The sequence below is a fragment of the Methylobacterium currus genome (assembly GCF_003058325.1).
GTDB classification, from domain to species: Bacteria; Pseudomonadota; Alphaproteobacteria; order Rhizobiales; family Beijerinckiaceae; genus Methylobacterium; species Methylobacterium currus.
The window spans coordinates 1,069,750-1,093,724 of the sequence record NZ_CP028843.1 but is presented as its reverse complement, the minus strand read 5'-3'; the positions used below and the strand labels follow the sequence as shown (position 1 = coordinate 1,093,724).

Annotated in this window: 21 protein-coding genes; 14 read left to right on the top strand and 7 right to left on the bottom strand. The window is 71.1% G+C overall.

The window, feature by feature from the left end; genetic code table 11:
* Positions 1 to 181 precede the first annotated feature (181 nt).
* The 6 genes from DA075_RS04965 to DA075_RS04940 all read left to right on the top strand — a co-directional run bounded on the left by DA075_RS04965 (position 182) and on the right by DA075_RS04940 (position 6,691).
* On the top strand, positions 182 to 733 hold the full coding sequence (locus tag DA075_RS04965) for an acyltransferase (protein WP_099952275.1): 552 nt from the start codon (positions 182 to 184) through the stop codon (positions 731 to 733).
* Positions 730 to 1,761, top strand: a complete 1,032-nt coding sequence (locus tag DA075_RS04960; protein WP_099952274.1) for a Gfo/Idh/MocA family protein — start codon at positions 730 to 732, stop codon at positions 1,759 to 1,761. Before DA075_RS04965 ends, DA075_RS04960 begins: the two co-directional genes overlap by 4 nt.
* Complete coding sequence (locus DA075_RS04955; RefSeq protein WP_099952273.1) at positions 1,761 to 2,876, top strand: DegT/DnrJ/EryC1/StrS family aminotransferase; 1,116 nt, start codon at positions 1,761 to 1,763, stop codon at positions 2,874 to 2,876. The genes DA075_RS04960 and DA075_RS04955 overlap by 1 nt, the downstream gene beginning before the upstream one ends.
* Positions 2,860 to 3,909: an NAD-dependent epimerase/dehydratase family protein gene (locus DA075_RS04950; RefSeq protein ID WP_099952272.1), complete on the top strand. Its 1,050-nt coding sequence runs from the start codon at positions 2,860 to 2,862 to the stop codon at positions 3,907 to 3,909. Before DA075_RS04955 ends, DA075_RS04950 begins: the two co-directional genes overlap by 17 nt.
* Positions 3,906 to 5,066, top strand: coding sequence for a DegT/DnrJ/EryC1/StrS family aminotransferase (locus tag DA075_RS04945; RefSeq protein ID WP_099952271.1), 1,161 nt, complete (start codon positions 3,906 to 3,908; stop codon positions 5,064 to 5,066). The genes DA075_RS04950 and DA075_RS04945 overlap by 4 nt, the downstream gene beginning before the upstream one ends.
* 863 nt (positions 5,067 to 5,929) lie before the next feature.
* Positions 5,930 to 6,691 (top strand): response regulator transcription factor, encoded by a 762-nt coding sequence (locus DA075_RS04940; RefSeq protein WP_099952270.1) that lies wholly within the window; start codon positions 5,930 to 5,932, stop codon positions 6,689 to 6,691.
* Between the two features lie 388 nt (positions 6,692 to 7,079).
* Here the strand turns inward: DA075_RS04940 and DA075_RS36405 are convergent, their stop codons facing one another.
* A complete protein-coding gene (locus DA075_RS36405; RefSeq protein ID WP_164712209.1) occupies positions 7,080 to 8,117 on the bottom strand; it encodes a hypothetical protein in 1,038 nt (345 codons plus the stop codon).
* Positions 8,118 to 8,381: 264 nt separating this feature from the next.
* On the opposite strand from DA075_RS36405, the gene DA075_RS36400 reads away from it, so the two are divergent.
* Positions 8,382 to 9,473, top strand: a complete 1,092-nt coding sequence (locus DA075_RS36400; RefSeq protein ID WP_164712208.1) for a glycosyltransferase family 4 protein — start codon at positions 8,382 to 8,384, stop codon at positions 9,471 to 9,473.
* A gap of 321 nt (positions 9,474 to 9,794) precedes the next feature.
* On the opposite strand, the gene DA075_RS04930 is transcribed toward DA075_RS36400, so the two are convergent.
* Both DA075_RS04930 and DA075_RS04925 read right to left on the bottom strand, forming a co-directional pair.
* Positions 9,795 to 11,006, bottom strand: a complete 1,212-nt coding sequence (locus DA075_RS04930; protein WP_164712207.1) for a glycosyltransferase family 2 protein — start codon at positions 11,004 to 11,006, stop codon at positions 9,795 to 9,797.
* A 61-nt stretch (positions 11,007 to 11,067) separates the two neighbouring features.
* Positions 11,068 to 11,814 carry an exopolysaccharide biosynthesis polyprenyl glycosylphosphotransferase gene (locus DA075_RS04925; protein WP_244936503.1) on the bottom strand — a complete coding sequence of 249 codons (747 nt, stop codon included), beginning with the start codon at positions 11,812 to 11,814 and terminating at the stop codon, positions 11,068 to 11,070.
* Positions 11,815 to 12,219: 405 nt separating this feature from the next.
* Here DA075_RS04925 and DA075_RS04920 point away from each other — a divergent pair, with 405 nt between their 5' ends.
* Positions 12,220 to 13,623: a polysaccharide biosynthesis/export family protein gene (locus tag DA075_RS04920; RefSeq protein WP_099952267.1), complete on the top strand. Its 1,404-nt coding sequence runs from the start codon at positions 12,220 to 12,222 to the stop codon at positions 13,621 to 13,623.
* Positions 13,624 to 13,632: 9 nt separating this feature from the next.
* On the opposite strand, the gene DA075_RS04915 is transcribed toward DA075_RS04920, so the two are convergent.
* A complete protein-coding gene (locus tag DA075_RS04915) occupies positions 13,633 to 13,965 on the bottom strand; it encodes a hypothetical protein (protein WP_099956410.1) in 333 nt (110 codons plus the stop codon).
* A gap of 161 nt (positions 13,966 to 14,126) precedes the next feature.
* Between DA075_RS04915 and DA075_RS04910 the strand changes: the two genes are divergently transcribed.
* The 4 genes from DA075_RS04910 to DA075_RS04895 all read left to right on the top strand — a co-directional run bounded on the left by DA075_RS04910 (position 14,127) and on the right by DA075_RS04895 (position 18,662).
* On the top strand, positions 14,127 to 15,347 hold the full coding sequence (locus DA075_RS04910) for a GNAT family N-acetyltransferase (RefSeq protein WP_099952266.1): 1,221 nt from the start codon (positions 14,127 to 14,129) through the stop codon (positions 15,345 to 15,347).
* Between the two features lie 84 nt (positions 15,348 to 15,431).
* Complete coding sequence (locus tag DA075_RS04905) at positions 15,432 to 16,793, top strand: serine hydrolase domain-containing protein (RefSeq protein WP_099952265.1); 1,362 nt, start codon at positions 15,432 to 15,434, stop codon at positions 16,791 to 16,793.
* A 120-nt stretch (positions 16,794 to 16,913) separates the two neighbouring features.
* Positions 16,914 to 18,083 carry a M20 aminoacylase family protein gene (locus DA075_RS04900; RefSeq protein ID WP_099956409.1) on the top strand — a complete coding sequence of 390 codons (1,170 nt, stop codon included), beginning with the start codon at positions 16,914 to 16,916 and terminating at the stop codon, positions 18,081 to 18,083.
* A gap of 147 nt (positions 18,084 to 18,230) precedes the next feature.
* Complete coding sequence (locus DA075_RS04895) at positions 18,231 to 18,662, top strand: HIT family protein (protein WP_099952264.1); 432 nt, start codon at positions 18,231 to 18,233, stop codon at positions 18,660 to 18,662.
* Positions 18,663 to 18,857: 195 nt separating this feature from the next.
* Here DA075_RS04895 and rpsD read toward each other — a convergent pair whose 3' ends face one another.
* The 3 genes from rpsD to murI all read right to left on the bottom strand — a co-directional run bounded on the left by rpsD (position 18,858) and on the right by murI (position 21,449).
* Complete coding sequence (gene rpsD, locus DA075_RS04890; protein WP_048433566.1) at positions 18,858 to 19,475, bottom strand: 30S ribosomal protein S4; 618 nt, start codon at positions 19,473 to 19,475, stop codon at positions 18,858 to 18,860.
* A gap of 263 nt (positions 19,476 to 19,738) precedes the next feature.
* Entirely contained in the window at positions 19,739 to 20,563 is an 825-nt protein-coding gene (locus tag DA075_RS04885) for an alpha/beta hydrolase (protein WP_099952263.1), read from the bottom strand.
* 10 nt (positions 20,564 to 20,573) lie between these two features.
* The gene (murI, locus tag DA075_RS04880) at positions 20,574 to 21,449 is read right to left on the bottom strand and encodes a glutamate racemase (RefSeq protein WP_099952262.1); all 876 of its coding nucleotides are present in this window, start codon (positions 21,447 to 21,449) and stop codon (positions 20,574 to 20,576) included.
* A gap of 208 nt (positions 21,450 to 21,657) precedes the next feature.
* On the opposite strand from murI, the gene egtB reads away from it, so the two are divergent.
* Both egtB and egtD read left to right on the top strand, forming a co-directional pair.
* Complete coding sequence (gene egtB, locus DA075_RS04875) at positions 21,658 to 22,911, top strand: ergothioneine biosynthesis protein EgtB (protein WP_099952261.1); 1,254 nt, start codon at positions 21,658 to 21,660, stop codon at positions 22,909 to 22,911.
* 70 nt (positions 22,912 to 22,981) lie between these two features.
* A complete protein-coding gene (gene egtD, locus DA075_RS04870) occupies positions 22,982 to 23,968 on the top strand; it encodes an L-histidine N(alpha)-methyltransferase (RefSeq protein ID WP_099952260.1) in 987 nt (328 codons plus the stop codon).
* Positions 23,969 to 23,975 lie beyond the last annotated feature (7 nt).

The following is a 23,975-nucleotide window of genomic DNA, read 5'->3' as shown; positions in this document are numbered from 1 at the left end:
GGCGTCGCTCCCCGCCGGATTGGTCGTGACATCGGCAACTACATCCGAAGCGGTAGAAAGACTGGACCGTTCTGACGTCGATCGGGGTGATTAGGGTGTAACGCGTACCCTCGCATTGGCACGATTACTTGGCCGCGCCGGCCGCCTAGCGTCTCAAGCCTGGGATGCGACGGGGGACGGAATGCCGGTCGTGAATGCGAGGATCGATGCCAGCGCCATCATCGCCGATCCCGCCCTCGTCAACGTCTATGGCTGCACCGTCGGCGCCGGGTCGCGGATCGAGCCCTTCGTGGAGATCCAGCGCAGCGCCGTGGTCGGGGCGCGCTGCCGGATCGGCGCCAATGCCTTCCTGTGCGAGGGCGTGAGCCTCGAGGACGACGTCGCGATCGGTCCCGGCGTGATGTTCACCAACGACCGTCATCCCCGCGCCGTCACGGCGGCCGGCACCCTGATGGGGCCGGAGGACTGGACCCTGGAGACGACCCGGGTCGGGGCGGGCGCGGTCATCGGCGCCAATTCCACGATCCTGTGCGGGCTCTCGATCGGCGCGGGCGCCCGGATCGCCCCCGGCTCGGTCGTCACCCGCGACGTGCCGCCCGGCGCGCAGGTCGCGGGCGTGCCTGCCAGAGCCGGAGACGCGGCGGGCGTGACCGCCCAGGCCAGCGATGAGGCCGGCCTGCCAGCCACCCCCTCCCACCCCTCTTCCCTGCTCAACCTCGCGGAGGCGTCATGATCGGGATCGGAGTCATCGGTTACGGCTATTTCGGGCCGAACATCGCCCGCTGCGTCGCGGAGGCGAGCGGCACGACCCTGAAGGCGATCGCCGATCCGTCGCCGGCCGCGCAAAGTCGGGCCGCCACCCGCCATCCGGGGGTGACGATCGACGACAATTGGCAGCGCATGCTGGCCGATCCGGAGATCGACGCGATCGCCATCGCGACGCCGACCCGGCTGCATTACGAGATCGCGCTCGCCGCCCTCATGGCCGGCAAGCACGTGCTGGTCGAGAAGCCGATCACCCCGACCTCCCGCGAGGCCGCCCGCCTCGTGGCCGAGGCGGCCAAGCGCCGCCTCACGCTCATGGTCGACCACACCTTCGTGTATACCGGCGCGGTCCAGAAGATCCGCGAGCTGATCGATACCGGCGTCACCGGCAACCTGTTCTATTACGACTCGACACGGATCAATTTCGGCCTGTTCCAGGACGACGTGAACGTGATCTGGGACCTGGCGGTGCACGACCTCGCCATCCTGGACTACCTGCTGCCGGCCGAGACGCTGGCGATCTCGGCCACCGGCGCCGGCCACATCAAGGGAAGCCCGGAGAACCTCGCCCACATCACCCTCTACCTCGAGGGCGGGGTCACCGCGCATCTCAACGTGAACTGGCTCGCCCCGGTGAAGATCCGCCGCACCCTGATCGGCGGCAGCCGCCGGATGATCGTCTTCGACGACATGGAGCCGAGCGAGAAGGTCAAGGTCTACGACCGCGGCGTCGAGTTCGACGAGCGGCCCTCGCAGGAGGAGATCCGGCGCATCCTGCCGGCCTACCGCATGGGCGACGTCTGGACCCCGCACATCCCGGTCAAGGAGGCGCTCGTCACCGAGATCGAGCACTTCGCCCGCTGCATCACGAACGGCGAGACCCCGCTCACCTCCGGCGAGAGCGGGCTGCGCGTGGTGCGCCTGCTCGAAGCCGCCTCGCAATCCCTGGCCCAGCGCGGCCACCCGATCGACCTGTCTCCCCTGAGGGCCGCCTGATGATCCCGCTTCTCGACCTCGAGGCCCAGTACCGGGCCGTGCAGGAGCCCCTGGAGGAGGCGGTGCTGGCGGTGCTCCGCAGCGGCGCCTACGTGCTCGGGCCCCAGGTCGCCGCCTTCGAGCGCGACTTCGCGGCCCATTGCGGGACCGCGGAGGCGGTGTCGGTGAGCACCGGCACCGCCGCCCTCCATCTCGGGCTGATCGCCGCCGGGGTGCGCCCCGGCGACGAGGTGATCACCGTCGGCATGACCTTCGTGGCCACCGTCGCGGCGATCCTCTATGCCGGCGCCAAGCCCGTCCTGGTGGATGTCGATCCCCAGACCTACACCATGGATCCGGCGGCCTTCGCGGCGGCGATCACCCCCCGCACCCGCGCGGTGGTGCCGGTCCACCTGCACGGGCGCCTCGCCGACATGGCGGCGATCTGCTCGATCGCCGAGCGCCACGGCATCACGGTGGTGGAGGATGCCGCGCAAGCCCACGGCGCCGAGCGGGGCGGGCGCCGCGCCGGCGCCTTCGGGACGGTCGGCTGCTTCAGCTTCTACCCGGGCAAGAATCTCGGGGCCTGCGGCGAGGGCGGGGCGATCACCACCCAGGACCCCGACATCGCCAGGACCCTGCGCTCGTTGCGCGACTGGGGCCAGGAGGGGCGCTACAACCACGTCCGCCCGGGCTTCAACTACCGCCTCGACACCGTGCAGGCGGCCGCACTCGGCGTGAAGCTGCGCTACCTCGACGGCTGGACCGAGGGACGGCGGCGGGCGGCGGCGCGCTACGACGCGCTCCTCTCCCAGGCCGGTCTCAAGGCGCCGAAGGCCGGCGGGCGCGACCACGTCTACCACGTCTACGCCGTGCGGGTGCCGGACCGGGACGCGGTGCGGGCCCGGATGCAGGAGGCGGGCGTCGCCACCGGCATCCACTACCCGAGGGCGGTGCATCACCAGCCGGCCTATGCCGACCGGGTGCGCCTCGGCACGCCCTGCCCGGTCTCGGAGGCGCTGGCCGGCGAGTGGCTGTCCCTGCCGCTCTTCCCCGAGATCACCGAGCGGCAGATCGCCACCGTCGTCGCGGCCCTCACCGACAGTTTGGGAGACCGTTATGCTGAAGCCGTGTGAGCCGTCTCTCGTCGAGCCTTGCCGCGCGCTCAACCGCGTCCTCGTCACCGGCGGGGCCGGCTTCGTCGGCTCCCACATCGTCGACCTCCTGGTGGCGCGGGGCTGCCGCGAGATCGTGGTGGTCGACAACCTGGTCCGGGGCCGGACCGAGAACCTCTCCGGCGCCATGGCTTCGGGCGCGGTCGAGCTGGTCATCGGCGACATCCGCGACCGCGACCTGATGGCCGGGCTGGTGGCGGGCTGCGACACCGTCTTCCACCAGGCGGCTTTGCGCATCACCCACTGCGCCGCCGAGCCGCGCGAGGCGATCGAGGTGATGGTCGATGCGACCGCGAGCCTCGTCGAGCTCTGCGTCGAGGAGAAGGTGGGCAAGGTCGTCTACGCCTCCTCGGCCTCGGTCTACGGCATGGCCACGACCTTCCCGACCCCGGAGACCGAGCCGCATTCCGGCAACCGCACGCTCTACGGCGCGGCCAAGAGCTTCGGCGAGGGCCTGCTGCGCTCCACCAACGACATGAACGGGCTCGACTACGTCGCCTTGCGCTACTTCAACGTCTACGGACCGCGCATGGACCTGCACGGGCGCTACACCGAGGTCCTGATCCGTTGGATGGAGCGGATCGCCCGGGGCGAGCCGCCGCTGATCTTCGGCGACGGCTTGCAGACCATGGACTTCATCGACGTGCGCGACGTCGCCCGGGCCAACATCCTGGCGGCGCTCTCCTCGGCGAGCGACGTGGCGCTCAATATCGGGCGCTGCGAAGAAACCTCGCTCCTCGAACTGGCGCAACGGCTCGCCGCCGTGATGGGCCGGCCGGACCTGGTGCCGGTCCACGAGGCCGAGCGCAGCGTCAACCCGGTGCCGCGGCGCCTCGCCGATATCCGCCTCGCCCGCGCGCTGACCGGCTTCCAGGCCGGGATCGGCCTCGACGAGGGCCTCGACGCCCTGGTCGCCTGGTGGCGGGCCAACCGCATGGCCGCCGAGGCAGCCCCTGCCCCCCGCCCCGCCCCCGTGATGGAGCTCGCCTCGTGATCCCGATCATCAAGCCGAGCCTCGGCGAGGCCGAGGTCGAGGCGGCGAGCGCCGTCATCCGCTCCGGCTGGCTCACGCAAGGACCGCAGGTCGCCGCCTTCGAGGCCGAGTTCGCGGCGGCGGTCGGCGCGCCCCACGCCTGCGCGGTCTCGAACTGCACCACCGCCCTGCACCTGGCGCTGCTCGCCGCCGGCGTCGGGCCCGGCGACGAGGTCATCACCGTCAGCCACACCTTCATCGCCTGCGCCAATGCCATCCGGCAATGCGGAGCCGAGCCGGTGCTGGTCGACATCGATCCCGTCACCCTGACCATCGATCCCGATCTGGCGGAAGCCGCGATCACGCCGCGCACCAGGGCCATTCTGGCGGTGCACCAGATCGGCATGCCCTGCGACATGGCCCGGCTCGTTCCGATCGCCCGCCGGCACGGCCTCCGCCTCGTCGAGGACGCCGCCTGCGCCATCGGCTCGGAGATCCGGATCGACGGGGAATGGCAGCGGATCGGCCGGCCGCTCGGGGACGTCGCCTGCTTCTCGATGCATCCGCGCAAGATCCTCACCACCGGCGAGGGCGGCATGCTGGTCACCCGCCATGCCGCCTGGGACCGGCAGTTCCGGCTCTGGCGCCAGCACGGGATGGGCGTCTCCGACGTCGCCCGCCATGCCAGCCGGGCCGTGGTGTTCGAGGATTATCCCACGACCGGCTACAACTACCGATTGACCGACCTGCAGGCGGCGATCGGCCGGGTGCAGCTCGCGCGGCTCGATGCCATCGTGGCGGAGCGCCGCCGTCTCGCCGACCTCTACGCCGAGGCCCTGGCGGGCCTTCCCGTCGCGGTCCCGGCCGAGCCGGGCTGGGCCCGGTCGAACTGGCAGAGCTATGCCATCCGTCTCGACCCGGGGGCCGATCAGGTCGCGGTGATGCAGGGCCTGCTCGACCGCGGCATCGCCAGCCGCCGCGGCGTGATGTGCATCCACCTCGAGCCGGCCTATGCCGACTTGAGGCTGCGCAGCCCCCTTCCCCACTCGGAGGCTGCGCGCGACCGCTGCATCCTGCTGCCGCTCTATGCCGGCATGGGCGAGGAGACCGTCCACGCCGTCGCGGGCGCCCTGGCGGAGGCCCTGGCAGGCCGCCCCGCCCTGCCCCTCAGCGCCTGAGGAGTCCGGCCCGGTACAGGGATGAAGCAGCGGCGGGCGCCGAGCCCGCCGCTGATCTGTTCTGGTCTGAAGCGATGCGCTGCAACATTTACCGTTAAAAATTATCAAACGATATGGTTGATTGGACATGCCTCTGATGATTGTTGAGCGCGACCGAAGCGCGCCGCCCTAGAGCGGCAATGTCAGGTTCTCTACATAAGATAATGTACAGGATTGGCGATGAGGTGGATCGAGGACGATGGGCGGGGGCTGTTGTCCGCCCTGCTTCCTGACGGGGCTTGCGTGCGCCGCGCCGTCCTGCAGGCGGGTGCCTCCGAACCGGATCATTGCTGACGCGGCTGTATCCATCCATCATGCTCGAGAGAGGCGCTCAGGGCATGCCCCCATGCCGGGCATTGTTCCGGCTCGTGAAGCGCTAACAATCATTCCTGTCCAAGTATAAACCACTCGGGGATCGCATATGTTCCCGCCGAGTGTCTTTGCATGTCTGCATGGCATGCTCTAAAGTAACAAATGTTCCGCGTTGGATTGCGAAATACACGCAATGCGTGTGTATCAAATGATCGTATCTTCGTAGGCAGCAATCAAGTCGTCGGATCTCATCAGTGTAAGTCGGCCTAGACCATCATATTGAGGATTGTAACTGTTTTGTGGCCGTGTTAGGACTGAAATCAGAAGGAGCGGGCGGATGCGAGTGGCCGGATCGACTGGATCACCCAGTCGCGGGCCCGGCGGCGCCGGTTGCCTTCACAGATCCGGCTCCGGACAAGGGGTGGCGCCGCACGGTCTTGCCGGGCCGCGGCCATCAGTCCGGGAGGCGCATCCAACAATAATCATCGATCGTACAGTGGTGGAGGTGAAGCATGTCGACGCCCGCTCTCGTTGATTACGGCCTCGCTTCGCGGGGCCGCCGATTGGTCGAAGTGAGTGAGACCGTGGTGGAGGCGTCGGAGCCGGGCGAGGAAGCCGGCCTGAAGCCTGCCATCGCGATCATCGAGCCGCGGCAGCTGGTGCGGGAATGCCTGCGCAACTGCCTCGCCGAAGCGATCCCGAACCACGAGGTCGTGACCTTCGCGTCGATCGACGAGTGGGAGCGGGGCAAGGTCGGCCACCAGGATGGCGACCTGGTGGTGCTCTACTACGATCCCCGCGAGGCCGGCCGCGGCTCCGCCCAGCGCGAGGCGGCCCTGCGCTCGCGGATCGGGCCGAATACCAGCCTGGTCCTGCTCTGCGACAGCGAGGATCCGGGCGAGATCGTCGATCGCCTCAACGAGGGCGCCCGCGGCTACATCCCCACCAATGTCAGCCTCAAGGTAGCGATCGAGGCGATGCGCCTGGTGCGGGCCGGCGGCGTCTTCGTGCCGGCGAGCTGCCTGCTGCAGCGCCGGGGCGGCGCCGAGGATGCCGGGGCAGCCGATCCCCGCAGCCAGTTCACCCCACGCCAGACCGCGGTGCTGGAGCAGCTGCAGAAGGGCAAGGCGAACAAGATCATCGCTTTCGAGCTCAACATGAAGGAGAGTACCGTCAAGGTGCATGTGCGCAACATCATGCGCAAGGTCGGCGCGACCAACCGGACCGAGGTGGCGATCCGGGCCTTCGAATCCCGCTCCGATCTCAAGCTGTAGGCCAGTGGGCGCGGGGGAGGCCTCCCGCGCGGTCCCGCCCGGGGCGAGCCTGGAGCCGCCCCTTCAGGCTGCCTATCCCCCGACGCGGCCGAGCCGGCCGGCGTCGGATTTTCGTTGTCCCTGCGAGCGGTCTCACGGACCGAGCCTCCACCACCGGCGGCCCAGGTCCGCGGGCAGTCCATGTCTGGAGGCTCATCGTTCGCTTGATCCGCCCGACAGAGCTGAACATCTCCATCGTCATTCCGGGCTCCGCTCTCGCGGGCCCGACATGACGTCGCGGGTATCAGGTCGTCGGGGCAAGTCGAAAGGGATATCGTTTCGGCCGCATCTCGCGCCTGAGTGCACGGAGCGGAGACCCGGCCTGAATTCCTTCCCCGTGCGGGCGACGTCACTCCCCCTTGAGCGGCGGCGGCGGCGGCGCCACGCGGGGGCCGGGGCCGCCCGGATGGGCGGCGTCGTTGTTGGTCACCATCGCCAGCACCGACAGGATCTTGTCCTTGTCGGATTGCAGGTGGTTGATCTGCGCCTCGGTGCAGCCCTCCTCCAGATAGGCGATCACCAGAGTACGGCCGGCGGTGTCGGTGATGTAGCCGCCGAAATCCTGGAACGCCCGGGCGAGCGCCCGCCCCTCCGGTGTGGCGAGGCCGAGACGGCCGAGATCGACCTGCGGCGGGATCGCGAACAGCGCTCCCATCGGGATCAGGCCGGTATGCCCGTTCTGCCCGCCCCCATCGGTGGAAGAGGCCGGCCAGACGATGCGGGTCGGGCTCGCCTGGCTGGTGCTCGCCGCCATGGCGATGGCGTGGCGGATCTCGCCGCGATCGAGTTCGGCCTTTCGCACCAGGCCGCCGACGAGCGAGCCGCCGAAGGCGCGCACGCCCTCCGTGGTGCCGGCCTTGGCGGCGATGCCGCTGCCGCGCAGGTCGGTGCGCACCAGAAACTGCGCCGAGTAGAGGTTGCGGATCGGCTCGAACGCGCCGAGCCATATCTCGTAGGCGTAGCGGCCCTCCGCATCGATGAGGACCGCGTGCCGGTCGGTGCCGCCCAGGAAGGCGATGCCGGGCGGCGTGCGCAAGGTGAACCGGCCGCCGCCCGGGCTGCCGCCATGCGGCCAGGGCACGCCCGGCGGCCGGCCGCGATAGGTCCAGGTCCGTTCCGGGTCGTCCGGTCCCTGGCGGTAGATCCCGAAGGCGTGGCCGCCGATCCACGCATAGGCCCCCGCCGGCCCGCCGGCATTCTGGTTGCGCAGGAGCGCCGTCTCGGCACCGTCGCCGTGCTGGAACACGGCCTCGCGGCCGAGCGGCATGTTCCAGATGCTCGTCGAGGCGAAGGGCTGCGCGACGGGATCCCGGAACGGGTCTTCCGCCCGGGCCGGGGTGGTCAGCAGGGCGAGGCCGAGCGCGAGGGCGGCGGCGGAACGAGGCATCGGCGCGGATCTCCCGTCAAGGACCAGCCGCAGGGTAGCGGGCCGGCGCCTCGCGCGAAGCGTCGCCTTCGGGGCGCGAGGCCGTCCCGCATCTCGACCGGACGGTGCGTGAGCCTTGCGCCTTTCGGTGGTGCCCGTCGCCTTTCTCGGGGGGAGAGCCGCCGGATTGCGCCGCTCCGGCTCGTCCGGCCGCTCTTTAAGCTCTCGTCCCGCGCACCCCCCTCAGGCGGCTCGGCCGTGCTCAAGCGAGGCTTCGGATCGATCATGACGGCAGCCGGTTCGATGCAGTGGATCCTCGCGGTGCCCTTCCTGCGGGACGAGGGCGGCGACTGGATTCCCCGTCACGTCGGCGGGCCCCACCGGTTCGTGACGGCGCCGGCGCCCTATGACCACGACCGCTCGCGGGCCGTGACCGGCGCATCGGAATGGTCGGACTACCTGCGCCACGCTTGGGCCGCCTGGCGCCTGGTGCGGGCGGCCCCCCGTGGCGGCGCCGGCGTGATGACCGGATTCCCGCAGCTCGCCGTGACGGCGGCCCTGGTCAAGCTCGTCCTCGGGCGGCGGGACGTGCCCCTCGTCGCCTGGTGCTTCAACCTCGGCCGGACGCCGGGGGGCTGGAAGGCGCGCCTTGCCCGGGTGGTGCTGGGCCAGGTCGACGTGTTCGTGGTGCATTCGCGCCGCGAGATCGCGCTCTACGCCGAGTGGCTGGACCTGCCCCGCGACCGGTTCGTGTTCGTGCCCCTGTCGATCCACGACGAGCCGCGCGAGACGCGGGAGGACGAGGCGGCGCCCTTCGTGCTCGCCATGGGCTCGGCTAACCGGGACTACGCCACGCTGGTCGCGGCGACCGCGCCGCTCGGCCTGCCGACCGTGATCGTCGCCGGCGCCCACGCCGTGGAGGGCCTCGATCTCCCGCCGACCGTCACCGTGCGCAACGGCCTCACCATCGCGGAGTGCCACGACCTCTGCGGGCGGGCGCGGGTCAACGTCGTGCCCCTGCGCAACACCGATTTCACCTCCGGCCAGGTCACGGTGCTCGAGGCGATGATGCTCGGAAAGCCCGTCGTGGCGACCCGCGCGGCCGGGACCGAGGATTACGTGGTCGAAGGCGAGAACGGCCTCCTGGTGCCGTCACAGGACCCTGCGGCCCTCGCCGCCGCCATCGCGGCCCTGTGGGACGATCCCGATGCCCGGGCCCGCCTCGGCGCGGGCGCGCGCCGCACCGTCCAGGAGGGCACCACCTTCCGGGCGGTCGCCCCCGCGATGGCGGCCGTGCTCGATGCGGCGCGGGTGCGCGCGGCAGGGCCGTCCGGCGCTGCGGTACCGGGGGAGCCGTCGCGGAGTCCGACGGGCTGAGCCAGCTTCACAAGCTCCTGGTGCGAGCAGCGGGATCGCCCACCCGCAAAGTCCAGTCCGGGCTCCGTTTGATCGGTCCCGATGCCGGGCGGGCGCGTCTCCCCTCTCCCACGACGGGAAGAGAGGAGCCGCGCCTTATCGTCGTTCGAGCGGGTCGAGAGAGAAAATCGAGCTATTCCGGTCTCCGCGGCACGGCCCCGGAACGACTTGCCACGGAACGACTTGCCCCGGAACGACTTGCAGAGTGCCACTTCCGTCCGCGCGAGAAGCCGTCCGGATCCAAGCGATCGCCGGGGCTTTGACGCCCCGGCGCGCCGCCTCCTACCCGGCGGATTTCCCTGCCTCGGCCCGCTCGGTGCGCACCCATTCGGTCTGCCGTCGCGCCGCGAAGCGGCCCAGGATCCCGGCCTTGCCGGCGACGAGGCGCGGCAGGGCGGCGAGGTCCTGCCACCGCAGGAGACCCCGGCCCCAGCGCCGGGCCGCGAGGCCGAAGGCGAGGACGAGGACGGCGAGGCTCGCCACCGTGATCAGCAGCGGCCCCGCCCCGCCCCCGACGGCCCACCAGACGAGGGCGAGGCCGGCAAGCCCCGCCTCGGCGAGCGCCAGGGTCACCAGGGGCAGCACGCAGAGGTCGAGGGCCATGGCGGCGAGCCGGGCATCGCCCCGGCGCAGGGCGGCACGGAGAAGCGCGCCGGCATAGGGCAGGATCAGCGAGAGATGGCCGTGCTCCCAGCGGGTCTGCTGCGCCTGCCGCGCCGCCGCGCCGGCCGGGAGCGCGCTCGTCACCTCGGCCTCCGGGCAGAAGCGGGGCGGATGGCCGGCCAGCGCCAGGTCGAGGCCGAGCTTGACGTCCTCGGCGAGGTGCCCGCTCGCCAGCCCGACCGTGCCGAGGAGGCGCGTCGGCACGGCAAAGCCGGTGCCCGAGATGCCGCAGGGCCAGCCGAGGCGGCTCCCCCCGAGCGGCCGGCCGATCTGCTTGAGCGCCGTCGCGACAGTCGCGAGGCGCAAGGCGGAAGAGGCCTGCGGCGGCGGATCGAGGCGGTAGGCCGCCTGGACCGGCCCGTCGAGGGCGGCGCTCAGGCGCGCGATCCGGTCGAGGGCGGCCGGGCTCAGGACGCAATCGGCATCGACCACCACCAGGGTCTCGGGCGGGCCGGTGTGGGCGAGGTGGCGGTAGCCGAAATCGAGGGCGTAGCCCTTGCCGCGCCGCGCGGGGTCGTCGCGCTCCACCACCTCGGCCCCGGCGGCCCGGGCGGTGGCGGCGGTCGCGTCGCGGCAATTGTCGGCCACCACCAGCAGGCGGTCGCCGGCGGCGAGGCCGGGGCGCAGGGCCGCTACCGTGGCGGCGATCTGGCCGGCCTCGTCATGGGCCGGGATCAGCACCGCCAGGGAGGGCCGGCGCGGGGCCGTCGGTGCCGGGCGTAATGCAGGCAGCGAGGCCAGCACCTGGACGGTAAGGATCAGGACCGGCACGGCGCCGGCGAGGACCAGAGCCCAGAGCAGGATGCAGAGGAGGAGATCGATGAGGGTCATCGGCGCAAAGAATCCTCGCCCGGCCGCGCGGGCGCGCAGCCGGGACATGACGGGATGAGGGTCAGTAGGCGGCCTGCGAGCGGAAGACCTCGCGCAGCGTCATCGCGAGGATGATCAGGTCGAGCAGCAGCGACCAATGCTCGATATAGGCGAGATCGAGGTCGACCCGGCGCTGCATTGCGGCGGCGTTCGGCGTCTCGCCGCGGCAGCCGCGCACCTGAGCCCAGCCGGTGATGCCCGGCCGTACCGCGTGGCGCTCGGCGTAGCGCGCGACGGTGTGGGTGAACTGGGCGTCATGCGCCACCGCGTGCGGCCGCGGCCCGACCAGGGACATCGAGCCGACGAGCACGTTCACGAGCTGGGGCAGCTCGTCGAGGCTGGTGCGGCGCAGGATGCGGCCGATGCGGGTCACCCGCGGGTCGTCGCGCCGGGCCTGGCGGACCACGCTGCCGTTCTCGCAGCAGGTCATGGTGCGGAACTTCCACACCTGGAACGGTCGGTTGCCGAGGCCGATGCGGCTCTGGCGAAACAGCACCGGCCCGCGCGAATCGCACTTGATCAGCACCGCGATGACGAGGAGGAGCGGTAGCAGCATGAACAGGCCGAGGGTGGCGCCCACCATGTCGAGCGTGCGCTTGGCGACCGGGCACGCCCCGGGCCGGGCTGCGTCCGCCGGGCGGGGCCGGGCGACGACCGGCGCAGTCCCGGCCTCGATGGCCGGCGAGAGGGTCAGGGTTCCCGGCGTCAAGGTTCCCGGCGTCAGGAGCCCCGGGGCGAGCAGCAGCGCGAGGCCGCCGCTGGCCGGCACCGAACCCCCGCGCCCGCTCCTGGAAAGCCCGTTACTGCCAAGTTCATCACCACCGCCCACGCGGGATTGCGGTCGTGCTCCACGAGCCATGCGCCGTCTCCACCGTTAACGAGGGATTAACGATAGGCAGACGCGCGACCATGAGGTCAATTTCACCACAATATTGCGTGGATATACGTCGCTTCATCTTGGGTTACGCCGTTCGGATGCAGGTGGGTCGACCGAAGAAGCGAAGGTGAACGCGGGTCGGAGGGGCAAGGCGCGGGGGGTGGTGCGGGGCCTACCGCTTATTGGGAGGCTGCGCCTTGGGCCCGGACGACAGAGGGTTCGTGGCAGTTACCGGGACGAGCCCGGCGTCGCGCTTGCCGCCAGGGAAGCGTGCCGGGACGAGAAGGCCTGATCCACATGCGAGCAGCACACCGTCTTCCCGCCTCTGTCCGGCGCGGGCTCGTTCTCGGCGCGCTATGCCTGCCGGCCGGTCTAGCGGACGCGGCGAATGGGCCGCGCCCCCCGGTCGCTGCACCCCAGGTCGCTGCTCCCCCGCCGTCTCAACCGCCAGCCGCCGCGAGCAATCCTTCGGGGAGCCTCGCCAACTACGCCCTCGGGCCGCTCGACCGCGTCCGGCTCAGGGTGTTCGAGTGGCGGGCGAGCCGCGACGAGATCTTCGCCTGGACGGCGCTCAACGACGAGTTCACCATCGGGGCCGACGGCACGCTGTCGCTGCCGATCATCGGCGACATCCCGGTGGCCGGCCTGCCGACCCGGGAGGTCGGCCGGCTGGTGGCGCGGCGCCTGCGCGACCGGATGGACCTGGCGGACCCGCCCGACACCGCGGTCGAGATCGCCGTCTACCGGCCGTTCTACATCAGCGGCGCCGTCGACAAGCCCGGCGAATACGCCTTCCGGCCGGGGCTCACGGTCGCGAAGGCGGTGGCTTTGGCCGGCGGACCGCCGCGGGTCACCGATGGCGGGTTGCTGCGCCTGGAGCGCGACGCGATCACCGCGCGGGGCGACCTCGCCGGCCTGCACAAGGACCGCGATCAGCTCGCCCTGAAGCTGGCGCGCCTTGCCGCGGAGCGCGACGACAAGCCGAAATTCGAGCCGCCGAAGGAGCTGGCCGGGCGCCCGGATCCCGGCCTTCTCGCCCTCGTCGACCGCGAGACCTCGATCTTCGAGGCCCGCCGCAAGGCGCTGTCGACCCAGGTCGACGCCATCGAGGACCTCAAGCGCTTCCTGCGCCAGCAGATCGACGCGCTGAACGGCCAGCTCGCCACCATCGACACCCAGATCAAGCTGATCGCCACCGAGATCCGCAGCAACGAGCAGCTCGCCGAACGCGGCCTCGCCACGCAGCAGCGCACCATCGCGGCCGGCCGCTCGATGGCCCAGATGGAGAGCGAGAAGCTGCGCACCACCACCGACCTCCTGCGTGCCCGCGAATCGATCTCGCGTGCCGACCTGTCGATCCTCGACCTGCGCAGCCGGCGCGCCACCGAGGTCACGGCGGAGATGCGCGACACCCAGCGGAACCTGGAGCAGCTGAAGCCCCGGATGGAGGTGGCCGAGCGGCTGATCCTCGAGGCCGAGGTCTCCGCCCCGCGCTTCCTCTCCGACCGTGCACAGGCCCGCCGCGCCAAGCCGACCTACCGGGTCAGCCGCCAGGCCGGCGCGGCGGTGCAGGAGATCGTGGCCGAGGACACCACGATGCTGATGCCGGGCGATTCCGTCAGCGTCGAACTGCCCAATATCGACCTGCCGGTGGTGTCCTGGCCGGCGCCGCGGACGGGGGCGATGACGTCGTTGAACTGACGCGCGCGCTCAGCCCCGGCCGCGCCACCACGCGACGACCCGTGCCCACTTGTCCTCCAGCCACCGGGCCGACCGCTCCAGCGACGGCTTCATGCCCGGCAGGTCCTCGCTGAGGAGGGCGAGGCCCAGCGGCAGCATCCAGAGGCCAAAGACCGGCAGGACCGCCAGGACGCCGCCGAGGATCAGCAGCAGGGCGGCCGGGATGCGGATCCAGCGCCGGGACGGGGCGCGCAGCCAGGCGATCGCATCGCCCACCCGCCGGGGCAGAAGATCGAGCAGCCGGGCGATCCGGTCGTCCCAGGCCTGTGACAGCGGGTTCGGGGAGCCTTGCGGGGTCGGCATCGCCGTGGGGACGCGCGGGCGCGCGGTGTCGTCGGTGATCATGGCAGGACACTCATGGCGAGACACAAAGCGGCAAAGCGGCCGGACGGTTCCCCGTTCTTCCTCCCTGCGAGGCCGCGCCGCATTGCCGAGCCGCCGGCCGCGACCTAACTCCAGGCCCCATGGAGACAACCGGCGAAGCAGGGTGCGGCGCCACCCCGGCGGCGGGCGCCTTGCAGGTCCGCGTCGTCCAGCGCATCTCCGAGGTCGCGGCGGCCGACTGGGACCGCTGCGCCCTCTCGGCCGAATCGCTCGCGGGGGCGGCGGAGAGCCACAACCCCTTCGTCACCCACGCCTTCCTGTCCTCGTTGGAGGAGTCCGGCTGCGTCGGTGGCCGCACCGGCTGGCTGCCGCTGCACGTCGCCGCCGAGCGCGACGGGACGGTGATCGGCTACGCCCCGTGCTACCTGAAATCCCACTCGCAGGGCGAGTACGTGTTCGATCACGGCTGGGCCGACGCGTTCGAGCGTGCCGGCGGCCGCTACTACCCCAAGCTCCAGGTCAGCGTGCCGTTCACGCCGGTGACGGGGCCGCGCTTCCTGATCGCCCCGGGCGAGGACGTGAGTGAGGCCACCGCCGCGCTCGTCGCGGGCCTGCGGGCCCTGCGCCGGCAGGTCGAGGCCTCGTCGATCCACGCGACCTTCCTGCCCGAGGCGGAAGCCGAGCGGGCGGGCGATCTCGGCTTCCTGCGCCGCGTCGACCAGCAGTTCCACTGGGACAATGCCGGCTACTCCACCTTCGACGATTTCCTCGCGGCGCTGGCCTCGCGCAAGCGCAAGGCGATCAAGCGCGAGCGGCGCGACGCGCTCGCGGCCGGGCTCACCATCGAGTGGGTCACCGGCTCCGACCTCCGGGAGGCGCATTGGGACGCCTTCTACCGCTTCTACATGGATACCGGCTCGCGCAAATGGGGCCGGCCCTATCTCAACCGCCGCTTCTTCTCGCTGATCGGCGAGCGCATGCCGGAGCGCGTCCTGCTGGTGATGGCCCGGCGCGAGGGGCAGTACGTGGCGGGCGCCATCAACCTGATCGGCGACCGCGCCCTCTACGGCCGCAACTGGGGCTGCATCGAGGACCATCCCTTCCTGCATTTCGAGGTCTGCTACTACCAGGCGATCGATTTCGCGATCAGCCGTGGGCTCGACCGGGTCGAGGCCGGCGCGCAGGGCGAGCACAAGCTCGCCCGGGGCTACCGCCCTGTGATCACCCATTCCGTCCACGACTTCGCCGATCCGGGCCTGCGCGCGGCGATCGCCGATTACCTCGCCCGCGAGGCGCGCCACGTCGAGGCGGCGGCCGAAGCCCTCGACGAGGCGACGCCGTTCCGGAAGGGCGAGGACTGACGGCGCCGTAGCGCACCGGTGTCTCACCGGATACGCTTGCTCCACGGAGCCCGCAAAGAGGCTCCGGTTCGGGAGCGAAACATCATGCGGACGAGCGAGAGAGGGCGCGGGCACGCGTCCCGCCGGTTCATGCTGGGCTGCATCGGGGCGGTCCTCGCCGCGCTCGCCACCCCGGCCCTCGCCGATCAGGCCCTGAGGCCGCGCACCGGCGAGGCCCTGGCGCCGGCCCGGCCGGAGGAGGTCGGGCTGTCCTCGGAGCGGCTCGGCCGGATCGGCCAGGTGATGGAGGAGGAGGTGGCGGCCGGCCGCCTGCCGGGTGCCGTGGTGATGATCGCCCGGCGCGGCCGCCTCGCCTATGCCGAGAGCTTCGGGTTCCGCGACAAGGCCGCCGGGGCGCCGCTCGCCAAGGACGCGATCTTCCGCATCTACTCGATGACGAAGCCCCTCGCCTCGGTCGCCGCGATGACGCTGGTGGAGGATGGCCGGCTCCAGCTCACCGACCCGGTCTCGAAATACCTGCCCGAGTTCAAGGACCTGAAGGTGGCGGCAAGCCGCCCCAACGCGCTCGGCGAGGCCGCGCCCGACCTCGTGCCGGCCGAGCGCGCGCCGACCGTGCAGGACCTGCTGCGCCACTCGGCCGGCCTCGCCTATGGCGAGATCACCACCAACCCGGCGGTGAAGGCGGCCTACGCCAAGGCCGGCCTGTTCAAGCCCGATTTCGACTACAACACCACCGACCTCACCCCGGAGGAGTTCACCAGCCGGATCGCGGCCGCGCCGCTCGCCTACCAGCCCGGCACGGTCTGGCAGTACAGCCTGGCGGTCGACGTGCTCGGCCGCGTCGTCGAGAAGGCCTCGGGCCGGCGCCTCGGCGACTACCTGGCCGAGCGGGTCCTGCGGCCGCTGAAGATGTCCGAGACCGGCTTCTCGGTGCCGGCCGACAAGGCCGGGCGGATCGCCCAGGCCCTGCCGACCGATCCGGCCACCGGCACGCCGAACCGGCTCATCGACGGCGCGGTGCCGAAGAACGATTCCGGCGGCGCCGGCGGCTACGGCACCGCGGCCGACTACCTGCGCTTCGCGCAAGCCCTTCTCGACGGCGGCAGCCTCGACGGCGCCCGGGTGCTCAGCCGCACCAGTGTCGAATTGATGACCGCGGACCATCTCGGCGACCGGATCAAGCCCGTCGTCAGCCCCGGCGAGTTGCTGATGGGCGTGCCCGGCTACACGTTCGGCCTCGGCTTCATGGTGCGCAAGGAGGCCGGCATCGCCGGCGTGCCGGGCTCCAAGGGCGAATTCCTGTGGGCGGGCTATGCCGGCACGTTCTTCTGGGTCGATCCCAAGGAGGATCTGGCGGTGGTGATGATGACCCAGGCGCCGGGGCCGAGCCGGGCCTACTACCGGCGCGAGGTCAAGCAGCTCGTCTACGGCGCCATCGCCGATTGAGACGGGCCGGGCGCGGAGGCCATGCATCCGCGCCCCTGGACTCGCGGAAGTCGGCACCGGAGGATGCGCGCCGTCGAGGCCCTGCGCGAGGCGGGCCGAAGTCCGGAGTGTTTCAGCCACATGTCCCCGATCGACCGCATCTCCGCCGACCTCGAGGCGCTCACTGCCATCCGGCGCGATTTCCACGCCCATCCCGAGCTCGGCTTCGAGGAGGTGCGCACCTCCGGCATCGTGGCGTCGATGCTCGCCTCCTGGGGGATCGAGGTCCATCGCGAGATCGGCCGCACCGGCGTCGTCGGGGTGCTCAAGGGCCGCGGCACCAGCCCCCGGCGCATCGGCCTGCGCGCCGACATGGACGCCCTGCCGATCGAGGAGGCGACCAACCTCCCCTATCGCTCGACCGTGCCGGGCACGATGCACGCCTGCGGCCATGACGGCCACACCACGATGCTGCTCGGGGCCGCCAAGTACCTCGCCGAGACCCGCGACTTCGACGGCACCGCGGTGTTCATCTTCCAGCCCGCGGAAGAAGGCTTAGGGGGCGCCCGCGCCATGCTGGCCGACGGGCTCTTCTCGCGATTCCCCTGCGACGAGGTCTACGGCCTGCACAACAACCCGAGCGGGCGGACCGGCGAGCTCTCGGTGCGCCCCGGCCCCGCCATGGCGGCCGCCGACTTCTTCGACATCCGCATCATCGGGCGCGGCGCGCATGGGGCGCAGCCGAACCGCGGCATCGACCCGGTGGTGGTCCAGGCCGCCCTCGTCCAGGCGTTGCAGACCGTCGTCAGCCGCAACGCCGACCCGCTGCAATCGGCGGTGCTGTCGATCACCCAGGTCCATGCGGGTGCGGCCTACAACGTGATCCCGGAGGAGGCCCACCTCGCCGGCACGGTCCGCACCTTCGACGACGACATCCGCGCCCTGGTCGCCAAGCGCATGCGCGAGATTGCGGCCGGCGTGGCCGCGACCTTCGGGGCCGAGATCACGGTCGAGATCCGCGACATCTTCTCGGTCCTGCGCAACAGCGAGGAGCAGACCCGCGCCGCCGCCGAGATCGCCACCGAGCTGTTCGGCGCCGCCAAGGTCGACACGGCGCCGGAGCCCAAGATGGGCAGCGAGGACTTCGCCGACATGCTGCACGCGGTGCCGGGCGCCTATGCGTGGCTCGGGGGCAAGGCCGGGGCGAACCTGCACAACGCCGCCTTCGACTTCGACGACGCGATCATCCCGTTCGGCGCGGCGTATCTCGCCCGTCTGGTCGAGCGGCGCTCGGCGGCCGCGGCCGGCTGAGGCCGGTTCCGGGCGGACGGCCGTTCGGATAAGGTCCTGGCGACGCCGTCTCCCTGCGTCACCCCGGGTTCCGCCGCGCGGCCCCGGGTTGACAGGGAGCATGGCCCGATCGGCGAGCGAGCCGGTCAGACCCGACAGGACAGGACCATGACCGAGACCGCCTACGACCCCCAGAACATCTTCGGCAAGATCCTGCGGGGCGAGGTGCCCTGCCACAAAGTCTACGAGAACGAGCACGTCATCGCGTTCATGGACGTGATGCCCCAGGCCGACGGCCACACCCTGGTGGTGCCGAAAGTGCCGAGCCGCAACCTCCTCGACGCGGATCCGGCCACGCTCGGCCATCTCTACGCCGCCGTGCAGACCGTGGCGCGGGCCGCCAAGGCCGCCTTCGCGGCCGACGGCGTGGCGGTCTACCAGTACAACGAGGCGGCGGCTGGCCAGACCGTGTTCCACCTCCACGTCCACGTCCTGCCCCGGCACGAGGGTGTGGCGCCGCGCCGCCACGTCGATGGGATGGCGGATCCGGCTCTGCTGGCCCAGCACGCGGAGCGGATCCGGGCTGCGCTCGCGAATTAGGCCGGTTCTCGCCTGACGCGATCCAGTATCCAGACTCGCGTTCCCGTCTCCCACACGGAAGAGGGGAACGCCATTTGTTGTGACAGACCGATGCAATGATGGCGCGAGGCTTCCGCCGACGCTTGCTCATAGCCCAAAAAGAAAAGCCGCCCTCCCGGGCGGCTCTCCGATACTCTCTGGTCCTGCGTCGCGCGATCAGCGCGAGTAGAACTCGATGACCAGGTTCGGCTCCATCTGCACCGGGTACGGGACCTCGGACAGGGTCGGCACGCGGGTCATGCGCGCGGTCATCTTGCCGTGGTCGACCTCGATGTAGTCGGGCACGTCGCGCTCGGCGAGCTGGCTCGCCACGACGACGATCTCGAGCTGCTTGGACGATTCCTTGATCTCGATCACGTCGTCCGGCTTCACGAGGTAGCTCGGGATGTTGACGCGAACGCCGTTCACCCGGATGTGGCCGTGGTTCACGAACTGGCGGGCGGCGAAGGGGGTCGCCACGAACTTCGAGCGGTAGACCACCGCGTCGAGGCGGCGCTCGAGCAGGCCGACCAGGTTCTCGCCCGAGTCACCGCGCAGGCGGATCGCCTCGGCGTAGTAACGGCGGAACTGCTTCTCGGTGATGTTGCCGTAGTAGCCCTTGAGCTTCTGCTTGGCGCGCAGCTGCGTGCCGAAGTCGGACATCTTGCCCTTGCGGCGCTGGCCGTGCTGGCCCGGGCCGTACTCGCGGCGGTTCACGGGGCTCTTCGGGCGGCCCCAGATGTTCTGGCCCATGCGGCGATCGAGCTTGTGCTTCGCCTGAACGCGTTTCGACATCGCGTGTCCTCTAGAACTTATCGCATCACGTATGAGAGGAACGCGCCCTCCTCCCCCCGAATCCGGGGCGACAGAGCGGCCGTGACGAGCCGCTCGCGGGTGCGCAAAATGTTTCGGGGCCCCGAACCGGAGCCCCGCGAACCGGGCGCTCTTAGGCGACAAAGCGTGTGGGGTCAAGGGTTAGGGCGCGAGGGTCAGGGCCAAGAGGTCACGGCCAAGAGGTCAGGGCCAAGAGGTCAGGGCCAAGAGGTCACGGCCAGGCGTCAAGGCACCGGCCGGAACCGTCTCTCGGCCTCGGCGTCCCTGACCCCCAGGATCGAGACGTGGTCGCCCGGCACCTCGACGAAGTCGGAAGGGACCTCGGCATGGGCCGTTCGTGCCAGCCGCGCACCGTATTTCGGCGGGATCACCGGATCGGCGTCGCCGTGCACGATCAGGATCGGGACGGAGACGGCGCCGACGATCCGGTCGGAACGCCAGGTGTCGGAGAGCAGACCCGCCGGCAGGAACCGGAAATGGTGGCGTGCCATCGCGGTCATCGAGTCGAACGGTGCTTCCAGGTAGAGTCCGAGAAGACCGGTCCCGCCCGCGCGGGCCGCCGCCGCGACGGCGACCGCCGCGCCGAGGGAGTGGCCGTGCAGCAGCACCGGGACTCCCGGCGCCCGGCGCCGCGCTTCCGCCAGGGCCGCGAGCCCGTCGGCGATCAGGCCGGCCTCGCTCGGGCGGCCGGTGGAGCCCGGATAGCCGCGATAGGCCGGGGCCATCACGCCCCAGCCCCGCGCCCGCCAGGGCCCGGCGGCGAAGCGCTCGGCGTGCCATTCGGGCAGCGAGGCGTTGCCGTGGAACGTCACCACCACCCCGGCCCCTTCGGCCGGCGGCAGCCAGAGGGCGCGCAGGCGCTCGCCGTCCGGCGTCGCCACCGAAATCGTCTCGACCTCCGGCGGCAAACGGGCGCCGGTCACCGGCACCGCACCGCCCTGCCCCGGATAGAGCAGGCCGCGCTGGAACCACCAGAACGCCGCGATCACGGCGCCGTAGAGAATGAACAGCAGGCCGGCCGCGATCAGTGCGGCCCGCAGCAGGGTCAAGGCTCGTGCCTCACTGGAGAACGAGCGGCATCGCCTCGCACGCGATCTCGGCGATGCCGCGGTCACTGAGCGCCGCGCGTAAGGAAGGCGTCAGCCGGTCGCCGGAGGTGAAGGCGGCGAGCACCGGCCCGGGGACGTCGTCGCCGAATCCACGCGCGGGTCCGCCGATCAGCTGGGTCATGCGCCGGGCGATCGCCGGGGCGGGGTCGATCCAGGTCACCGGCCAGGGGGCGAGGGCCTGGTAGCGGGCGAGCAGCAGGGGATAATGGGTGCAGGCCAGCACCACCACGTCGGTGCGCCCCGCCTCGCCCTCGACGAAGCACGGCCCGATCTCGGCCCACAGGTCGGCGTCGGGGACCGGCAGCCCGGAGAGCGCCGCCTCGGTGAGCGACGCGAGGCCCGTCGCCCCGACGAGGGTGACCCGGCAGCCGGCCGCGTAGGTGGCGATCAGCTCGCGGGTGTAGTCGCGCCGCACGGTGCCGGGCGTGGCGAGCACGCTGACGAGGCCCGAGCGGGTCGCAGCCGCCGCCGGCTTGATCGGCGGCACCGTGCCGACGAACGGGATGTCGAAGCGCTGCCGCAGGGCCGGCAGCACCAGGGTCGAGGCGGTGTTGCAGGCCACCACCACGAGGTCGGGGGCATGCAGCGCGATCAGCCGCTCCATGACAGTGAGCACCCGCGCCACCAGGACCGGCTCGGCGAGGCCGCCATACGGGAAGGCGGCGTCGTCGGCGGCGTAGACCACCCGGGCGTCGGGCCGGGCGCGCCGCACCTCGGCGAGCACCGTGAGGCCGCCGAGGCCGGAATCGAACACGAGGACCACGGGGGCACGGGTGATCGGCGCCGGGAGCGCCGCGGCAGTGCCGGCCATCAGATCGAACCGCATGGGAGGTTTTGACCGAGTGGGATGAGAGGTTGCCGGCGAGAGTCCGGCGGGCTCGTTAAGGCTTGGTCACTGCGGCGGCAAAAAGGCTCCGCTCCTCCCGCCACTCACAAGCGCCGTGCAAGCTGCGCGGTAACGCCGCGCCGGAGAAACGAGTTCCCCAGACCCGCGTTAAGCGTGGACAATCAGTCTACGCATAAGGGAAAGTCCGATGGCAGCGACCGCGACCGCGCAGGTTCTCGACACGCGCCCCGCATTCCCCCCGCCCCCCGTCGGCGCCCGCCCGGTCGACCGGGGGGCCTGGACCGCGGCCTTCCGCCACGTCCGCGACGAGACCGAGCGCCGCGCCGCGCCGCTCTCGCCGGAGGACCAGCAGATCCAGTCGATGCCGGATGCGAGCCCGACCAAGTGGCACCGCGCCCACACGACCTGGTTCTTCGAGCAGTTCCTGCTGAAGGCCATGGTGCCGGGCTACACGGTGTTCGACGAGCGCTTCTTCTACCTGTTCAACTCCTACTACGTGCAGGCGGGTCCGCGCGCGCCGCGGATCAGCCGCGGCCTCGTCACGCGGCCGACCTGCGACGAGGTCGCGGCCTATCGCGCCCATGTCGACGCCGCCGTCGCCGACCTGATCGGGAGTGCCTCCGAGGCGCAGATCCCGGAGATCGTCGCCATCGTCGAGATCGGCCTGCACCACGAGCAGCAGCACCAGGAGCTGATGCTCACCGACATCCTGCACGCCTTCGCGCAGAACCCGCTCCTGCCGGCCTATGACGAGGGCTGGCGCTGGCCCGCCCTGTCGCAGCGGTCCGGACAGGTCGCCCTCGAGGGCGGCGTGACGCAGATGGGCCATGACGGCGGCGGCTTCCACTTCGACAACGAGGAGCCGCGCCACGACGTGCTGCTGCGGCCGGTGAGCCTGGAGCGCGCCCTCGTCACCAACGGCGAATGGCTCGAATTCATGCAGGATGGCGGCTACGCCAAGCCCGAGCTGTGGCTGTCCGACGGGTTCGTGGCGGCGCAAGACCAGGGCTGGGAGGCACCGGGCTACTGGCGGCGGCAGGACGGCGTGTGGTCGAGCATGACGCTCGCCGGATTGCGGCCCGTCGATCCGGCCCTTCCGGTGACCCATGTCAGCTACTACGAGGCCGACGCCTTCGCCCGCTGGGCCGGGCGCGACCTGCCGACGGAGGCCGAGTGGGAGGCCGCCAGCGGCTCCCTCGACGCCGCCTTCGGCCATGTCTGGCAATGGACCCGCAGCGCCTATTCCGCCTATCCGGGCTACCGGCCGCTGCCCGGCGCGCTCGGCGAGTACAACGGCAAGTTCATGGTCAGCCAGTTCGTGCTGCGCGGCGCCTCGGTGGCGACGCCGCAAGGCCACAGCCGGCCGACCTACCGGAACTTCTTCTATCCCCACCAGCGCTGGCAGTTCACGGGCCTGCGTCTATCTCACTACGGCGCGTGAGGCGCGGCCGGACGTGCCTCGACACGGGCGCCCGTCAGGGGCGCCCGCCCGATCTCGGAGATTCTTGCCCGTGAACGCCCCCCTTCCCCACCTCGCGCCCGCCGTTTCCCTCGAGAGCACAGACCGTGGCTTCCTGCAGGACGTGCTCGCGGGCTTACGCTCGCCCCGCAAGCACCTCTCCGCCAAGTACTTCTACGACCGGCGCGGCTCGGAGCTGTTCGAGGCGATCACCCGCTTGCCCGAATATTATCCCACCCGCACCGAGCTCGCGATCCTCGACCGCTATGGCCCCGAGATCGGGGCCGGCCTGCCGCCGGGTGCGGCTCTGGTCGAGTTCGGCAGCGGCTCCACCGCCAAGGTGCGGCGCCTGCTGCCCTACCTCTCCGACCTCGCGGCCTACGTGCCGGTCGACGTCTCGGAGGAGTTCCTGCGCAGCGAGGCGGAGGAGCTCGGCCGCGACTTCCCGCGCCTGCGCGTCGAGCCGGTGGCGGCGGACTTCACCAAGCCGTTCGCCCTGCCCGAAGACTTGAAGGACGCGCCGAAGGCCGGCTTCTTCCCGGGCTCGACGATCGGCAATTTCGAGCCCGAGATGGCCGCCGCGCTCCTCGGGAGCTTCGCCCGGACCCTGGGTGCCGGCTCCACGCTGATCGTCGGCATCGACCTCGTGAAGGACAAGGCGGTGCTCGACGCGGCCTACGACGATTCTGCGGGGGTGACGGCGGCCTTCAACCTCAACCTGCTCACCCGGATCAACCGCGAGCTCGGCGCCGATTTCGATCTCGACGCGTTCTCGCACCAGGCCTTCTTCGACGAGAACCTGGGCCGGATCGAGATGCATCTCGTCAGCCGGCGCAGCCAGCTCGTCACTGTGGCGGGCGTGCCGTTCCATTTCGGCTCCGGCGAGACGATCCACACCGAGAACAGCTACAAGTACACGGTGCCGGGCTTCCGGGCGCTCGCCCGGTCTGCGGGCTGGGAGCATCGCAGCGTCTGGATCGATCCGGACGGGCTGTTCTCGGTCCACGCGCTCACCGCCAGCACCATCCGGCGGCATTGACCGGGCG

Coding starts and splice junctions, on each gene's coding strand:
- DA075_RS04965 (WP_099952275.1), top strand. CDS start 182: ATGCCGGTCGTGAATGCGAGGATCGATGCCAGCGCCATCATCGCCGAT.
- DA075_RS04960 (WP_099952274.1), top strand. CDS start 730: ATGATCGGGATCGGAGTCATCGGTTACGGCTATTTCGGGCCGAACATC.
- DA075_RS04955 (WP_099952273.1), top strand. CDS start 1,761: ATGATCCCGCTTCTCGACCTCGAGGCCCAGTACCGGGCCGTGCAGGAG.
- DA075_RS04950 (WP_099952272.1), top strand. CDS start 2,860: ATGCTGAAGCCGTGTGAGCCGTCTCTCGTCGAGCCTTGCCGCGCGCTC.
- DA075_RS04940 (WP_099952270.1), top strand. CDS start 5,930: ATGTCGACGCCCGCTCTCGTTGATTACGGCCTCGCTTCGCGGGGCCGC.
- DA075_RS36405 (WP_164712209.1), bottom strand. CDS start 8,117: ATGCCTCGTTCCGCCGCCGCCCTCGCGCTCGGCCTCGCCCTGCTGACC.
- DA075_RS36400 (WP_164712208.1), top strand. CDS start 8,382: ATGACGGCAGCCGGTTCGATGCAGTGGATCCTCGCGGTGCCCTTCCTG.
- DA075_RS04930 (WP_164712207.1), bottom strand. CDS start 11,006: ATGACCCTCATCGATCTCCTCCTCTGCATCCTGCTCTGGGCTCTGGTC.
- DA075_RS04920 (WP_099952267.1), top strand. CDS start 12,220: ATGCGAGCAGCACACCGTCTTCCCGCCTCTGTCCGGCGCGGGCTCGTT.
- DA075_RS04915 (WP_099956410.1), bottom strand. CDS start 13,965: ATGCCGACCCCGCAAGGCTCCCCGAACCCGCTGTCACAGGCCTGGGAC.
- DA075_RS04910 (WP_099952266.1), top strand. CDS start 14,127: ATGGAGACAACCGGCGAAGCAGGGTGCGGCGCCACCCCGGCGGCGGGC.
- DA075_RS04905 (WP_099952265.1), top strand. CDS start 15,432: ATGCGGACGAGCGAGAGAGGGCGCGGGCACGCGTCCCGCCGGTTCATG.
- DA075_RS04900 (WP_099956409.1), top strand. CDS start 16,914: ATGTCCCCGATCGACCGCATCTCCGCCGACCTCGAGGCGCTCACTGCC.
- DA075_RS04895 (WP_099952264.1), top strand. CDS start 18,231: ATGACCGAGACCGCCTACGACCCCCAGAACATCTTCGGCAAGATCCTG.
- rpsD (WP_048433566.1), bottom strand. CDS start 19,475: ATGTCGAAACGCGTTCAGGCGAAGCACAAGCTCGATCGCCGCATGGGC.
- murI (WP_099952262.1), bottom strand. CDS start 21,449: ATGCGGTTCGATCTGATGGCCGGCACTGCCGCGGCGCTCCCGGCGCCG.
- egtB (WP_099952261.1), top strand. CDS start 21,658: ATGGCAGCGACCGCGACCGCGCAGGTTCTCGACACGCGCCCCGCATTC.